Origin of the sequence: Cellulomonas fengjieae (assembly GCF_018388465.1) — a bacterium.
Taxonomy (GTDB): Bacteria; Actinomycetota; Actinomycetes; order Actinomycetales; family Cellulomonadaceae; genus Cellulomonas; species Cellulomonas fengjieae.
Genome location: NZ_CP074404.1, coordinates 364,453 through 378,063 on the forward strand (window position 1 = coordinate 364,453; position 13,611 = coordinate 378,063).

At 74.7% G+C, this 13,611-nt stretch carries 13 protein-coding genes; all 13 read left to right on the forward strand.

The genetic code is table 11. The features are described from left to right. Window positions 1-16: 16 nt before the first annotated feature. The 13 genes from dacB (at window position 17) to panC (ending at window position 13,597) form a co-directional block, all read left to right on the forward strand. Window positions 17-1,429: a D-alanyl-D-alanine carboxypeptidase/D-alanyl-D-alanine endopeptidase gene (gene dacB / locus KG102_RS01710; protein WP_208289668.1), complete on the forward strand. Its 1,413-nt coding sequence runs from the start codon at window positions 17-19 to the stop codon at window positions 1,427-1,429. Window positions 1,430-1,438: 9 nt separating this feature from the next. Further along, window positions 1,439-2,488: a zinc-dependent metalloprotease gene (locus KG102_RS01715; protein ID WP_208210174.1), complete on the forward strand. Its 1,050-nt coding sequence runs from the start codon at window positions 1,439-1,441 to the stop codon at window positions 2,486-2,488. After that, complete coding sequence (gene tilS, locus KG102_RS01720) at window positions 2,485-3,477, forward strand: tRNA lysidine(34) synthetase TilS (RefSeq protein ID WP_208289578.1); 993 nt, start codon at window positions 2,485-2,487, stop codon at window positions 3,475-3,477. Before KG102_RS01715 ends, tilS begins: the two co-directional genes overlap by 4 nt. Window positions 3,478-3,532: 55 nt before the next feature. Next, window positions 3,533-4,087: a hypoxanthine phosphoribosyltransferase gene (gene hpt / locus KG102_RS01725; RefSeq protein WP_208210172.1), complete on the forward strand. Its 555-nt coding sequence runs from the start codon at window positions 3,533-3,535 to the stop codon at window positions 4,085-4,087. 109 nt (window positions 4,088-4,196) lie between these two features. Continuing rightward, window positions 4,197-6,224 (forward strand): ATP-dependent zinc metalloprotease FtsH, encoded by a 2,028-nt coding sequence (ftsH, locus tag KG102_RS01730; RefSeq protein WP_208210171.1) that lies wholly within the window; start codon window positions 4,197-4,199, stop codon window positions 6,222-6,224. Window positions 6,225-6,234: 10 nt separating this feature from the next. Beyond that, window positions 6,235-6,879 carry a GTP cyclohydrolase I FolE gene (gene folE / locus KG102_RS01735; RefSeq protein WP_208210170.1) on the forward strand — a complete coding sequence of 215 codons (645 nt, stop codon included), beginning with the start codon at window positions 6,235-6,237 and terminating at the stop codon, window positions 6,877-6,879. Between the two features lie 104 nt (window positions 6,880-6,983). Beyond that, window positions 6,984-7,856: a dihydropteroate synthase gene (folP, locus tag KG102_RS01740; RefSeq protein ID WP_208289667.1), complete on the forward strand. Its 873-nt coding sequence runs from the start codon at window positions 6,984-6,986 to the stop codon at window positions 7,854-7,856. Window positions 7,857-7,858: 2 nt separating this feature from the next. After that, window positions 7,859-9,145: a 2-amino-4-hydroxy-6-hydroxymethyldihydropteridine diphosphokinase gene (gene folK / locus KG102_RS01745; protein WP_208289666.1), complete on the forward strand. Its 1,287-nt coding sequence runs from the start codon at window positions 7,859-7,861 to the stop codon at window positions 9,143-9,145. Next, entirely contained in the window at window positions 9,145-9,636 is a 492-nt protein-coding gene (locus KG102_RS01750) for a DUF3180 domain-containing protein (protein ID WP_208210169.1), read from the forward strand. Before folK ends, KG102_RS01750 begins: the two co-directional genes overlap by 1 nt. A 19-nt stretch (window positions 9,637-9,655) precedes the next feature. Beyond that, a complete protein-coding gene (locus tag KG102_RS01755; protein ID WP_208289577.1) occupies window positions 9,656-10,165 on the forward strand; it encodes a PH domain-containing protein in 510 nt (169 codons plus the stop codon). Next, window positions 10,162-11,757: a PH domain-containing protein gene (locus KG102_RS01760; protein WP_249667424.1), complete on the forward strand. Its 1,596-nt coding sequence runs from the start codon at window positions 10,162-10,164 to the stop codon at window positions 11,755-11,757. Before KG102_RS01755 ends, KG102_RS01760 begins: the two co-directional genes overlap by 4 nt. Further along, window positions 11,757-12,722 carry a Rossmann-like and DUF2520 domain-containing protein gene (locus KG102_RS01765; RefSeq protein WP_208289664.1) on the forward strand — a complete coding sequence of 322 codons (966 nt, stop codon included), beginning with the start codon at window positions 11,757-11,759 and terminating at the stop codon, window positions 12,720-12,722. The genes KG102_RS01760 and KG102_RS01765 overlap by 1 nt, the downstream gene beginning before the upstream one ends. Continuing rightward, window positions 12,719-13,597 carry a pantoate--beta-alanine ligase gene (gene panC / locus KG102_RS01770; protein WP_208289576.1) on the forward strand — a complete coding sequence of 293 codons (879 nt, stop codon included), beginning with the start codon at window positions 12,719-12,721 and terminating at the stop codon, window positions 13,595-13,597. The genes KG102_RS01765 and panC overlap by 4 nt, the downstream gene beginning before the upstream one ends. Window positions 13,598-13,611: the final 14 nt, after the last annotated feature.

A 13,611-nucleotide genomic window follows, 5' to 3' on the forward strand; every position in this document is an offset into this window, starting at 1 on the left:
AGCGAGGCGGGTGACGATGACCACAGCGGCGAGAGTCATCGGCACGTGCGTGCTCGTCGTGGCGCTGGCCGGCGGGGCGTACGTGACCGCCGACGCGTACGACGTCGTGCCCGGGATGGTCACCCTCGAGGACCCGCCGCCCGACCCCCTGCCGTTCCCGACGGCACCGGGCGCGGTCGAGCCGGTGGGCGCGGCGTCGGCGCTCGCGGACCTGGACCCGCAGGCCCCGCTGCCCGCGGCCGCGAACGTCCAGGCGCTGGTCGACGGCCTGGTGCGCGACCCGCGCATGGGCCCGAGCGTCGGGGTGGTCGTCGCCGACCAGCTCACCGGTGACGTGCTCGGCGCGCACCTGCCCGCGGAGGGCCGCACGCCGGCGTCGACCGCCAAGCTGGTCACCGCGGTCGCGGCGCTGAGCACGCTCGGCCCCGACGTCACACTGCCGACCAGCGTGGTCCGCGGACCGGGCAGCAGCATCGTCCTCGTCGGTGGCGGCGACATGATGCTGGCCGCCGGGTCGGGCGACCCCGACGCGGTCGTGGGGCACGCCGGCCTGGCCGATCTCGCGGCGCAGACGGCCAAGGCGCTGCAGCTCGAGGGGGTCACCACGGTGAGCCTCGGCGTCGACGACTCGCTGTTCGCCGCTCCGGCCCTGAGCCCCACGTGGAGCCCCGCCGACATCGCCGCAGGGTTCGTCGCGCCCGTGACGGCGCTCGCCGTCGACATCGCCAAGATCCGCCCGGGTGAGTACCCGCCGCGCCACGGCGACCCGTCGCTCGCGGCCGCGGTCACGTTCGCCCAGCGGCTCGCCGAGGTCGGCATCACGGTCGACGGCTCCCCGCGGCGCGCGGGCACGCCGGAGGGCGGGCGGGAGATCGCCGTCGTGCGGTCGGCGCCGCTGGACGGCATCGTGCACTACTTCCTCGACACGTCCGACAACACGATCACCGAGGTGGTCAGCCGCCTGGTGGCGGTCGACCAGGGGCTGCCCGCCTCGTTCGAGGGCGCCACGGCAGCCGTGCTGCACGCGACCGCTGTCGCGGGGATCGACACGACCGGGGCCCGGCTGTCGGACGCGTCCGGCCTCGGCGCCGGCTCCGTCCTGCCGCCCGACCTGCTGGCCGGGCTCCTGCGACAGGTCACCGATCCCGCGCACGGCGTGCTGCGCGACGTCGCCACGGGCATGCCGATCGCGGGCCTGACGGGCACGCTGTCGGACCGCTACACGCAGTCGTCCGCCCGCGGGCTCGTGCGCGCCAAGACGGGCAGCCTGCCGCACGTGACGTCCCTCGCGGGCACGGTGCTCGACGCCGACGGCCGCCAGCTGGTCTTCGTCGTGCTGGCCGACGCGACACCCGACGGGGGTCAGTGGGGGCCGCGCGCGGCGATCGACTCGTTCGTCACCGCGTTGTCCGGGTGCGGCTGCGGTTAGTTTGACCGGGTGGACAACCCCCGAGGACTCGTCGACTGGGAGCTCGCCGCCCGCATCGCCGCGCGGCTGGCCGCTCCGGGGCCTGTCGCGGGCCGCACGGAGCTCACCGAGCTGGTCGACGAGCTGCGTGACGCCGCCGGCCGCGCCGCCGGGCACGCGTCCGCGATCACCGGCCTGAGCGCGGCGGACGGCCGCCCGCCCGAGGAGGTCTCCACGGTGCTCGTGGTGGACCGGCCCGGCTGGGCGCGGGCCAACGCCGAGGTGTTCGCCGCCATGACCGGCCCGCTGGCCGCGACCCCGCAGCGGTCGGGTGCGGCGCGGGCGTCGGCCGTCCAGGTCGGTGGGGTCCTCGCCCTTCTGGCGGGCAAGGTGCTCGGGCAGTTCGACCCGTTCACGTCCACCAGCGGTCACGGCCGGCTGCTCCTGGTCGCGCCGAACGTGCTGCACCACGAGCGCAGGCTCGCGGCGGACCCGAGCGACTTCCGGCTGTGGGTCGCGCTGCACGAGCAGACCCACGCGTTGCAGTTCGCGGCGGCCCCCTGGCTGGCGGCCCACCTGCGGGGCAGGGCCGGGGAGCTGATGGCGGACCTCGCGCAGGACAAGGGGGCGCTGCCGCGCCTCGGGGACCTGGCGCAGGCGGTCACCCGCGCCGTCACCGGCTCCCAGGACGGCGTCGGGGTCCTCGACCTGCTGTCCGTCGGGCAGCGCGGCGTGTTCGAGGAGGTCGGCGCGGTCATGGCGCTGCTCGAGGGCCACGCGGACGTCGCGATGGACGAGGTGGGACCGGGCGTGGTGCCGAGCGTGCGCGCGATCCGCGCGGGCTTCGAGGCGCGGCGCGACGAGGCGGCGAGGGCGCGTGGGGCCGACCGGCTGCTGCGCCGGCTGCTCGGCCTCGACACCAAGCTGGCCCAGTACCGCGACGGCGCGGCGTTCGTGCGCGCGGTGCGCAAGGACGTGGGCCTCACCGGGTTCAACGCCGTGTGGACCTCCGCGGAGCACCTGCCGCTGCCGGGGGAGATCGCGGACCCGTCGGCCTGGGTGCGTCGGGTGCACGGATGACGGGTCCGGCCCGGCCGGTCGCCGCGGTGCGCTCCGCGGTCGCCGCAGCGGTCGGCGACCTGCCGCCGGGCGCGCTGGTGCTGGTCGCGTGCTCGGGCGGCCCGGACTCCCTGGCGCTCGCGGCCGGGGCGGCGTTCGTGGCGGAGCGGTCCGCGCGCACCGGGTCGCCCTGGCGGGCGCGCGCCGTGGTGGTGGACCACGGGCTGCAGGGCGGGTCCGCCCACGTGGCCGACGAGGCCGCCGCTGCGTGCCGGGGTCTCGGCCTGCCCGCGGACGTGGTCGCGGTGACGGTCGACGGCACCGGTGAGGCCGCGGCGCGGACCGCGCGGTACGCGGCCCTGGAGCGGTCGGCCGACGCGCTCGGCGCCTCCGCGGTGCTGCTGGGCCACACCCTCGACGACCAGGCCGAGACCGTGCTGCTGGGCCTGGCCAGGGGGTCCGGTGCGCGCGCGCTCGCGGGCATGGCGCCCGCCCGGGGGCGGTTCCGTCGGCCGCTGCTCGGCCTGCGCCGGACCGACACCCTCGGCGCGTGCGCCGCGCTGGGGCTCACGCCCTGGCACGACCCCACCAACGACGGCACGCACGCCGACGCCGCGCTGCGCAGCCGCGTCCGCACGGAGGTGATGCCGGTGCTCGAGCGCGTGCTCGGCCCCGGGGTGGCCGAGGCGCTCGCCCGCTCGGCGGACCAGCTGCGCGCGGACGCGGACCTGCTCGACGTGCTCGCCCAGGACCTGCTCGCGTCGGCGCGGGCGGCCGACGGGCTCGACGTCGACGTGCTGACGGCCGCCGCGCCGGCCCTGCGCACGCGCGCGCTGCGGTCGGCCGCGATCGCCGCCGGCAGCCCTGCCGGAGCGCTGGGTCACGCGCACGTGCAGGCACTCGATGCGCTGATCACGCGCTGGCACGGGCAGGGCCCCGTGGCGCTCCCCGGCGGCATCGCAGCCCACCGGTCGTGTGGCAGGCTTGCCCTGGGCCCGGCTCCTGGTTGATCGGCGGGCGCGCTGTGGCTGGCACAGTACGGGCGGAACAAGAGGAGCAACTGCGGTGGACCCTGCGGACATGGGCGACGACCTCGAGCGCGTGATGCTCTCCGAGGAGCAGCTGCACCAGCGGCTCGACGAGATCGCGGCGCAGATCGACGCCGACTACGCCGGCAAGGACCTCCTGCTCGTGGGTGTGCTCAAGGGCGCGGTCATGGTCATGGCCGACCTCGCCCGGCGCCTGCACTCGACCGTGCAGATGGACTGGATGGCGGTGTCGTCGTACGGCTCCGGGACCAAGTCCTCGGGCGTCGTGCGGATCCTCAAGGACCTCGACGCCGACCTGACGGGCCGGCACGTGCTCATCGTCGAGGACATCATCGACTCAGGGCTGACGCTGTCGTGGTTGCTGTCGAACCTGCGCTCGCGCGGTCCGGCGTCGGTGGAGATCGCGACCATGCTGCGCAAGCCCGAGGCGTCCAAGGTGGAGGTCGACGTGCGCTACGTCGGCTTCGACATCCCCAACGAGTTCGTCGTCGGGTACGGCCTGGACTACGCCGAGAAGTACCGCAACCTGCCGTTCGTCGGCACGTTGGCCCCGCACGTCTACGGGGCCTGAGAGCAAGTGCGCCCTCGGTGAACACGTCCGGGGTTCCCCAGGAACTCCGTGTAACTTCGAGGCCACCTGTCCCGCGAGTGGAGGTTGAGGGGCTGCGCCCCTATCGCCCATGAATGTCAAGCGACTAGCCCGTGGCCCCATCCTGTGGGTCGTCATCGCCGTCATCCTGCTCTACATCGGCGCGTCCACGCTGGCGGCCCCGAAGATCAGCAAGATCGACACGTCGGTCGGCCTGTCGCTGATCACCGAGGGCAAGGTCGAGCAGGCGAAGATCACCGAGGGTGTCCAGCGCGTCGACCTGACGCTCAAGGACGACCTCGAGCAGGGCGAGGACAACCTCGGCAAGCTGGTCCAGTTCAACTACGTGACGCCGCAGGGCGAGTCGGTCGTGAACGCGATCGCGGACGCCGACCTCGAGGGTGGCTACACCTCGGTCGTCCCGCAGACGCCGTGGTGGGCGAGCCTGCTGAGCTTTGCGCTGCCGCTGCTCATCCTCGTGGGCATCTTCTGGTTCCTGATGTCGAGCAGCCAGGGCGGCGGCTCGCGGGTCATGAGCTTCGGCAAGTCGAAGGCGAAGCTCGTCAGCAAGGAGTCCCCGCAGGTCACGTTCGAGGACGTCGCGGGCGTCGACGAGGCGGTCGAGGAGCTCCAGGAGATCAAGGAGTTCCTCGCGGAGCCGGCCAAGTTCCAGGCCGTCGGCGCCAAGATCCCCAAGGGCGTCCTGCTGTACGGCCCGCCGGGAACCGGCAAGACGCTGCTCGCCCGGGCGGTCGCCGGCGAGGCGGGCGTGCCGTTCTACTCGATCTCCGGCTCGGACTTCGTCGAGATGTTCGTCGGCGTGGGTGCCTCCCGCGTCCGGGACCTGTTCAACCAGGCCAAGGAGAACGCCCCGGCGATCATCTTCATCGACGAGATCGACGCCGTCGGCCGCCACCGCGGCGCGGGCATGGGCGGCGGTCACGACGAGCGCGAGCAGACGCTCAACCAGATGCTCGTCGAGATGGACGGCTTCGACGTCAACGCGAACGTCATCCTCATCGCGGCCACCAACCGGCCCGACATCCTGGACCCCGCGCTCCTGCGCCCCGGCCGCTTCGACCGCCAGGTCGCCGTGGACCCGCCCGACCTCAAGGGCCGCGAGCGGATCCTGCGGGTGCACTCGCAGGGCAAGCCGATGGCGCCGCACGTGGACCTGGGCGTCGTCGCGCGCCGGACCCCGGGCTTCACGGGTGCCGACCTGGCCAACGTGCTCAACGAGGCCGCGCTGCTGACGGCCCGCACGGGACAGCAGACGATCACGGACCACACGCTGGACGAGGCGATCGACCGCGTCATCGCCGGTCCGCAGAAGCGCACGCGGGTGATGAACCCCAAGGAGATCAAGATCACCGCGTACCACGAGGGCGGTCACGCCCTGGTCGCGGCGGCGCTCCGGTACACGGACCCGGTCACCAAGGTCACGATCCTGCCGCGTGGCCGCGCGCTCGGGTACACGATGGTCATGCCGACCGAGGACAAGTACTCGACCACCCGCAACGAGCTGCTGGACACGCTGTCGTACGCCATGGGCGGGCGGGTCGCCGAGGAGCTCGTCTTCCACGACCCGACGACGGGCGCCAGCAACGACATCGAGAAGGCCAGCTCGACGGCCCGCAAGATGGTCACGCAGTTCGGCATGAGCACCCGGCTGGGCGCCATCAAGCTGGGCCAGGAGTCGAACGAGGTGTTCCTGGGCCGCGACATCGGCCACCAGCGCGACTACTCGGAGGACGTCGCGGCGGCGATCGACCTCGAGGTGCGCGCGCTGATCGAGCAGGCGCACGACGAGGCCTGGGAGATCCTGGTCCAGTACCGCGACGTCCTGGACGCGCTCGTGCTGGAGCTGCTCGAGAAGGAGACGCTCAACCAGGAGGAGCTGGCGACGATCTTCAAGCCGATCACCAAGCGCCCCCCGCGCCAGGTGTGGCTGTCCAGCGACCAGCGCGCCGTCTCCGACCGCCCGCCGGTCATGACGCCCGCCGAGCGGGCCGCGCAGAACGGCCACCCCGTCATCCCTGAGGACGAGGCCGCCGCGGCGACCGCGCACCCGACGGAGAAGATCATCGAGGTCCCGCCGTCGCAGACGCCGGACGTGTAGGGCCGTCGGCATGGAGGCGCAGGCGCAGGCGCACGGGGACGGCGTCCCCTCGACCATCGGTCCGGTGACGTTCACCGGTGCGGCCATCGGCGAGTACGACGAGGCCCGGGTCGCGGCCGCCGTCCGCGAGCTCCTGCTGGCGGTGGGGGAGGACCCCGACCGCGAGGGTCTGCGGGAGACTCCTGCGCGGGTCGCGCGGTCCTACCGGGAGATCTTCGCGGGGCTCTACCAGGAGCCGGCGGACGTCCTGACCACCACCTTCGACATCGGTCACGAGGAGATGGTGCTGGTCAAGGACATCGAGGTGTACTCGACCTGCGAGCACCACCTGGTGCCGTTCCACGGCGTCGCGCATGTCGGCTACATCCCCGCGACGGACGGGCGGATCACGGGCCTGAGCAAGCTGGCCCGGCTGGTCGACGTGTACGCCCGACGCCCGCAGGTGCAGGAGCGGCTGACGGCGCAGATCGCGGACGCCCTGGTCAACGAGCTGCGGCCGCGCGGGGTGATCGTCGTCGTGGAGTGCGAGCACCTCTGCATGTCGATGCGTGGCGTGCGCAAGCCCGGGTCGCGCACGGTGACCTCCGCGGTGCGCGGACAGATGCGGGACGTCGCGACGCGGGCCGAGGCCATGAGCCTCGTCCTGGGTCGCTGACGCCTTCGCGGACACCCCCTAGGCTCGGCACCGTGACAGCCCCCGGTCCCTCCCACCCGGCACCGCTGCCGGCCCGGGTGCGCAGCCTGGACCGCACGCTGGTCATGGGCGTCGTCAACGTGACCCCCGACTCCTTCTCCGACGGCGGCCGGTGGTTCACGCCCGGCGCCGCGGTGGCACACGGTCTGCAGCTGCTCGCCGACGGCGCCGACGTGCTGGACGTGGGCGGCGAGTCGACCCGGCCGGGTGCGCGCCGCGTCGCGGTGGACGACGAGCTCGCCCGCGTGCTGCCCGTGGTCGAGGAGCTGGTGGACCGCGGTGCGGTCGTGAGCGTGGACACCACCCGCGCGGTGGTGGCGCGGGCGGCCGTCGCGCGTGGCGCCCTGATCGTCAACGACGTGTCGGGCGGTCTGGCGGACGAGGCGATGCACGCCGTCGTCGCCGAGACCGGTGCGGTGTACGTCGCCATGCACTGGCGCGGTCACGCCGACGTGATGGACGACCTCGACGACTACGACGACGTGGTGACGGACGTGCGCCGCGAGCTGGCGCAGCGGGTCGACGCGCTGCGCGCGGCGGGCGTGCGGGACGAGCAGGTGGTGCTGGACCCGGGCCTGGGCTTCGCGAAGGCGGGCAGCAGCAACTGGCCGCTGCTCGCCCGGCTCTCCGAGCTGGTGGCCGACGGGTTCCCGGTGATGGTCGGTGCTAGCCGCAAGCGCTTCCTCGGCCACCTGCTGGCGGGCCCCGACGGCGAGCCGGTGCCGCCCCTGGCGCGCGACGGCGCCACGGCCGCGGTGACGGCGCTGGCCGCCGCCGCGGGAGCCTGGTGCGTGCGCGTGCACGAGGTGGCAAGCTCCGCGGACGCGGTGCGTGTGGCGGCGGCGTGGCGGGGTGCGCGGGCGACCAGCACCGTGAGCACGGTCGAGGACGAGCTGCCCGTGGACGAGGACGCACGAACCGGATGGAGCACGCGGTGACCATGAACGACGAGGGCCGGCAGGACGTGCTGGACACCAGCGGGCGTCGCCTCGACCAGATCAAGCTGTCGGGGATCACGGCGCGCGGCTACCACGGCGTGTTCGAGCACGAGCGGCGGGAGGGGCAGACGTTCGTCGCGGACGTCGTCGTCCACCTGGACACCCGGCGCGCCGCGGCGCGGGACGACCTCGCGCACACCCTGGACTACGGCGCGCTGGCCGAGCAGGTGGCCACGGTGCTGGCCGGCGAGCCGGTGGACCTGGTCGAGACGGTGGCCGAGCGCATCGCCGCGACCGTCATGGCGTCGAGCATCGTGCAGGCCGTCGACGTGGCCGTGCACAAGCCGCACGCGCCCATCGAGGTGCCGTTCGGCGACGTGGTGGTCGCCATCCACCGCGACCGCACCAAGCTGCCGGCCGCCGAACCGTACGCGCCGCGGCCGACCGAGGCGCCCGCGCACCCGAGGTCCGTCCCGCCGTCGACCGCTACGCTCCCGGTCACCCCCGCGCCCGGCGCACCCGCGGTCACCGCCGGCGTGGTCGCCTGGACCGAGGCGGGTGTCCCCGCGCCCGGCGGGCTGTCCGAGCAGGGTCCCGACACCCCGTCGACCGAGCCGCCGGCGTCGTCGACGGACGCGACGGTGGTCGTCGGTGAGCTCGTCACGGACGTGCTCGACCAGGCGCCCGACGGTCCGGTCGACGTCGTGCTGGCCCTCGGCGCCAACCTCGGTCCGGCGCAGGAGACTCTGCGCGAGGCCGTGACCGAGCTCGCGAGCACGCCGGGCATCGAGGTGGTCGACGTCTCGCCGTTGGCGCGCACGTCCGCGGTCGGCGGTCCCGACCAGCCGGACTTCCTCAACGCGGTCGTGCTGGCCTCGACGACGCTCGCCCCGCGCGAGCTGCTGCGCGCCACGCAGGCGATCGAGCTGGCGCACGGGCGTGAGCGGCACGAGCACTGGGGACCGCGCACCCTGGACATCGACATCGTGGTGTACGGCTCGGTCCTGGCCGTGACGGACGACCTCGAGCTGCCGCACCCGCGAACGCACGAGCGCGCGTTCGTGCTGCAGCCGTGGGCGCAGGTGGACCCGGACGCCGTCCTGCCGGGGCTGGGCGGGGGACCCGTCGGCGCGCTGGCCGCGACGGCGCCCGACCGCGACGGTGTCCGTTGGCTCGCGCTCGACTGGCTGACCAACGCCATCCCGGCGGTAGGCAACGACACGGGCGCCGTTCCCGCCGGGCCGGCGTGGGACCGGGTCCGGACCGGGCCGGACGCCCCGGACGCCTGATGCAGCGCACTCGCTGGCAGACGCTCCTGCTCGTGACGGTCGTCGCCGCCGCCGTCACGTGGATCCTGCTGCGCGCGATCGCGGGGCGAGGCGGGCTGCCGCCGTCGGTCCCGCCGCTCGTGGTGGTCGTGGAGCTGCTCATCGCTGCCGTGGTGTTCGGGCTGGGCTGGACGGTGCGTCAGTTCCTGCGCGGCAAGCGCCCGCTCCTCGACCCCATCCGGGCCGCCCGGACGGTGGTCCTGGCCAAGGCGTCGTGCTACACCGGCGCTCTGCTGGCCGGCTGGTACGGCGGGCAGGTGCTCGTCCTCGTCGGCGAGCTCGATGTGCCGGGCAACGGCGGCCGCGCGGTCGCGGCCGGCGTCGCCACCGGGGGGGCCGTCGTGCTGGCCGTGGTCGGCCTCGTGGTCGAGTGGTTCTGCCGGGTGCCCCCGCCGGAGGCCGGCGAGCAGAGTGCCGGTGAGCACTCCGCGACCGATCCCAGTGCAGGTTGAGCGGTGGGAAGATGTCCGCATGACATCCGACGCCGTGCCCGGCACGAGTGAGCCGTTCGACCCCGCCGACGTCACGTGGACGCCGGTCTCGCGTCGGCTCATCGGCGCCCGGCTGACGGTCACCGCGATCTGGCTGACACCGGTCCTCCTGCTGACGGTGCTGCTCGCGGTCCTCGTCGGCGGGGCGTGGCTGTGGGTGTTCCCGGCGCTCGTCGTGGTGCTCGGCGCCTGGATCGCCTGGGTGGTCCGCCGGCAGGTGGGCGCGATCGCGTACGCCGAGCGCGCCGACGACCTGCTGGTGCGGCGGGGGATCGTGTTCCGCTCGCTCGTCGTGGTGCCCTACGGCCGGATGCAGTACGTCGACGTCAACGCCGGCCCGCTCGCTCGCCGGTTCGGGATCGCCTCCGTGCAGCTGCACACCGCGTCGCCGGCCACGAGCGCGTCCATCGACGGCCTGCCGCCGCGCGAGGCGGCCCGCCTGCGCGACCGCATGGCGTCGCGCGGCGAGGCGCGGCTGGCGGGGCTGTGAACGACGCGGCAGACCTGGACACCACCAGCGACGAGGAGATCACCGGCTGGCGGCGCATGCACCCGGTCACGCCGGCGCTCAAGGGCTGGAAGGTCCTGGTGGCGGTCCTGGCCGTCGCCTGGTTCCAGGTGGGGGAGAACCTCGACCAGGCCATCGACCTGCTGCAGGGCAGAGCGTTCCTGGTCCTGATCGGCGTCATCGTGCTGATCGCCCTCATCGGGTTCGGCTACTCGGCGATCGCGTGGCGCATGACGCGGTTCGCGGTCACCGACGAGGCCGTCCACCTGCGCACCGGCATCCTGTTCCGCCAGCAGCGCCAGGCCCGGCTCGACCGGTTGCAGGCCGTCGACGTGGTCCAGCCGCTGCTCGCGCGGCTCGTCGGCCTCGCGGAGCTGCGGCTCGAGGTCGCCGGCGGTGCCGGGTCCGCGGTGTCGCTCGCGTTCCTGCGCGAGTCCGAGGCGGAGGCACTGCGTGCGGAGCTGCTGGCGCTCGCCGCGGGGCTGCGCCGGCCGGTCGCGGCACCGGTGACCCCGGCGTCGCCCGGGATCGAGCAGGCGCCCGGGGCCGAGCCGGACGTCGCAGCCCCGGCCCCGGTCGCGCCGCCGCAGCCCTTCGAGGTGGCTCCCGAGCGTCAGGTCTACGAGCTGCCCATGGGCAGGCTCGTCATGGCGACCCTGCGGTCGGGCACCGTGCCGATGCTGTTGCTGGTCGTGGCGGGCGCGGTCGCCACGGCGATCGCGGCGCAGGACCTCGGAGCCGCGTTCTTCCTCGTCGCTCCGCTCTTCGGCCTGGTCACGTTCCTGTGGAGCCGCATCAACCAGGGCGCCAACTTTCGCGCCGCGATCTCCCCGGACGGCATCCGGCTGCGGCACGGGCTCACGGAGGCCCGCGCCCAGACCGTGCCGCCGGGCCGCGTGCAGGCGATCCGCCTGCGGCAGGGCCCGCTGTGGCGCGGCCCGGACTGGTGGCGGGTCGAGATCAACGTGGCCGGCTACGCCAGCGACACCGAGCGCGAGGAGCGCGGCACGGTGCTGCACCCGGTCGCCACGCGCGGCGAGGCGATGACCGCGCTGTGGCTCGTGCTCCCGGACCTCGGGGTCGACGACCCGACGGCCCTCGTCGAGGCGGCGATGAGCGGCTGGGACGACGACGGCGGCTTCACCCCGGCTCCGCGGCGAGCCCGCTGGGTGGACCCCGTCGGCTGGCGCCGGCACGGCGCCCGCGTGACGCAGCGGGCGCTCGTGACCCGCTCGGGTCGGTTCTGGCGCAGCATCGACGTGGTGCCGCACGAGCGGACCCAGTCGCTCGGGCTCGCGCAGGGACCGATCCAGCGCCGGCTGGGGCTGGCGTCGTTCGTGCTGCACTCCACCCCCGGACCGGTGTCCCCGCGCGTCCGGCACCTGGACGGCCGCGTCGCGGCCGCCCTGCTCGACGAGCAGGCCGAGCGCGCCCGCAGCGCGCGGGCGACCGCGACCCCGGAGCAGTGGATGCGCGCGGTCGGCGTGCCCGCGGCACCCGCGGTTCCCCGAGACCCAGAGACGCCCGCGGCTCCCGCCGTGCCCGCTGCGCCGGTCACCGGAGCGGACGCGTGATCCCACCGGACCCGGCGAGCCGTCCGGGACGGCTGGGCGTGGGCGTGGTCGGACCCGGCCGCGTCGGCGCGGTGCTCGGCAGCGCCCTGCGCGCGGCCGGCCACCCGGTGGTGGCCGTCTCGGCCATCTCCGAGGCGTCGCGCGAGCGCGCGCAGACCCTGCTGCCCGGGGTGCCCGTGCTCGACGTCCCCGAGGTGGTCCGGCGCTCCGAGCTCGTCCTGCTGACGGTCCCGGACGACGCCCTGCCCGACCTCGTGCGCGGGCTGGCGGACCTCGGCGCGTGGCAGGTCGGCCAGATCGTCGTGCACACGTCGGGGCGGTTCGGCGTCGACGTGCTGGCGCCGGCGCGTGCCGCAGGGGTCATCCCGCTCGCGCTGCACCCCGCGATGACGTTCACCGGTACGTCCCTCGACCTGTCCCGGCTGGTCGGCTGCTCGTTCGCGGTGACGGCGCCCGGCCCGGTGCTGCCCATCGGCCAGGCCCTGGTCGTGGAGATCGGCGGCGAGCCGGTGGTGCTGGCCGAGGAGGCCCGCGGGCTCTACCACGCGGCCCTCGCGCACGGCGCCAACCACCTCGTCGTGCTCGTCGCCCAGGCCGCCCAGGCGCTGGCGGCGGCCGGCGTGGCCGATCCCGGCCGCATGCTGGCTCCGCTGCTCGAGGCGGCGCTGGACGGGGCGCTGCGCGCGGAGTCGACAGGTTCGGGCGCGATCGCCGCCCTCACGGGTCCGGTGCGGCGGGGGGACGCCGGGACGGTCCGCGAGCACGACGCGGCGCTGACGGCGTTCGCCGCGCAGAGCGGGGCCGTCGACGTCGTCGCGGCCTACCGGGCCCTGTCCCGCTCCGCCACGGGGCGGGCGCTCGCGGCGGGCCTCATCTCGCCCACCGCCGCACAGCAGCTGCTCGACGGCATCACCGACGACCCCGGCCCGGCACACGGCGGACCGGCCGCGCAGGAGGACGAATGACCACCCAGACCTCGACGCCCACGCTCGCGCACACGCGCGACGAGCTGGCTGCGGCGCTCGCGGAGCAGGACGGGCGCCCGGCACCGGGCTCGTCGCGGCCGTACCGGCGCGCGGTGGTCATGACGATGGGTGCGCTGCACGCCGGCCACCTCTCGCTCGTCGCCCGGGCCCGCGAGCTGGCCGACGCGGTGGTCGTGACGATCTTCGTGAACCCGTTGCAGTTCTCCCCGTCGGAGGACCTCGCCCGCTACCCCCGGGACCTGGACCGCGACGTCGCGCTGCTGTCCGGCCCCGGGCTGCTGCGCCCCGAGGACGTCGTGTTCGCCCCCGACCCGCAGGTGGTCTACCCGGACGGAGACCCGGTGGTCCGCGTCAGCGCGGGGGCCATCGGCGACGTGCTCGAGGGCGTGAGCCGTCCCGGCCACCTCGACGGGGTGCTCACGGTGGTGCTCAAGCTGTTGCACCTGACCCGCCCGGACGTCGCCCTGTTCGGGGCCAAGGACGCGCAGCAGCTGGCCGCGGTGCGACGGATGGTGCGCGACCTCGACGTGCCCGTCGCGGTGCACGGTGTGCCGATCGTCCGCGACGACGACGGGATCGCGCTGTCCAGCCGCAACGCCTACCTCGGCGGCGAGGAGCGCCGTCGGGCGCTCGCCCTGTCCCGCGCGCTGCGGGCCACCGGCACCGCCGAGCAGATCCGCGCCGCCGCACGCCAGGCCCTGCAGGAGACCGACGTCGACTACGTCGCCCTGGTCGACCCCGAGACGTTCGCCGAGGTGCCCGCGGACTTCGTGGGCGAGGCGCTGCTGCTCGTGGCGGCGACCGTCGGGACCACACGGCTCATCGACAACGCACTCGTGGAGGTGGGCGCGTGACGGCGTCGAGGAGC

Bases quoted from the DNA above. Each gene is read 5' to 3' on its own strand.
- dacB (WP_208289668.1), top strand. From the start codon at position 17: ATGACCACAGCGGCGAGAGTCATCGGCACGTGCGTGCTCGTCGTGGCG.
- tilS (WP_208289578.1), top strand. From the start codon at position 2,485: ATGACGGGTCCGGCCCGGCCGGTCGCCGCGGTGCGCTCCGCGGTCGCC.
- ftsH (WP_208210171.1), top strand. From the start codon at position 4,197: ATGAATGTCAAGCGACTAGCCCGTGGCCCCATCCTGTGGGTCGTCATC.
- folE (WP_208210170.1), top strand. From the start codon at position 6,235: ATGGAGGCGCAGGCGCAGGCGCACGGGGACGGCGTCCCCTCGACCATC.
- folP (WP_208289667.1), top strand. From the start codon at position 6,984: ATGGGCGTCGTCAACGTGACCCCCGACTCCTTCTCCGACGGCGGCCGG.
- folK (WP_208289666.1), top strand. From the start codon at position 7,859: ATGAACGACGAGGGCCGGCAGGACGTGCTGGACACCAGCGGGCGTCGC.
- KG102_RS01750 (WP_208210169.1), top strand. From the start codon at position 9,145: ATGCAGCGCACTCGCTGGCAGACGCTCCTGCTCGTGACGGTCGTCGCC.
- KG102_RS01755 (WP_208289577.1), top strand. From the start codon at position 9,656: ATGACATCCGACGCCGTGCCCGGCACGAGTGAGCCGTTCGACCCCGCC.
- panC (WP_208289576.1), top strand. From the start codon at position 12,719: ATGACCACCCAGACCTCGACGCCCACGCTCGCGCACACGCGCGACGAG.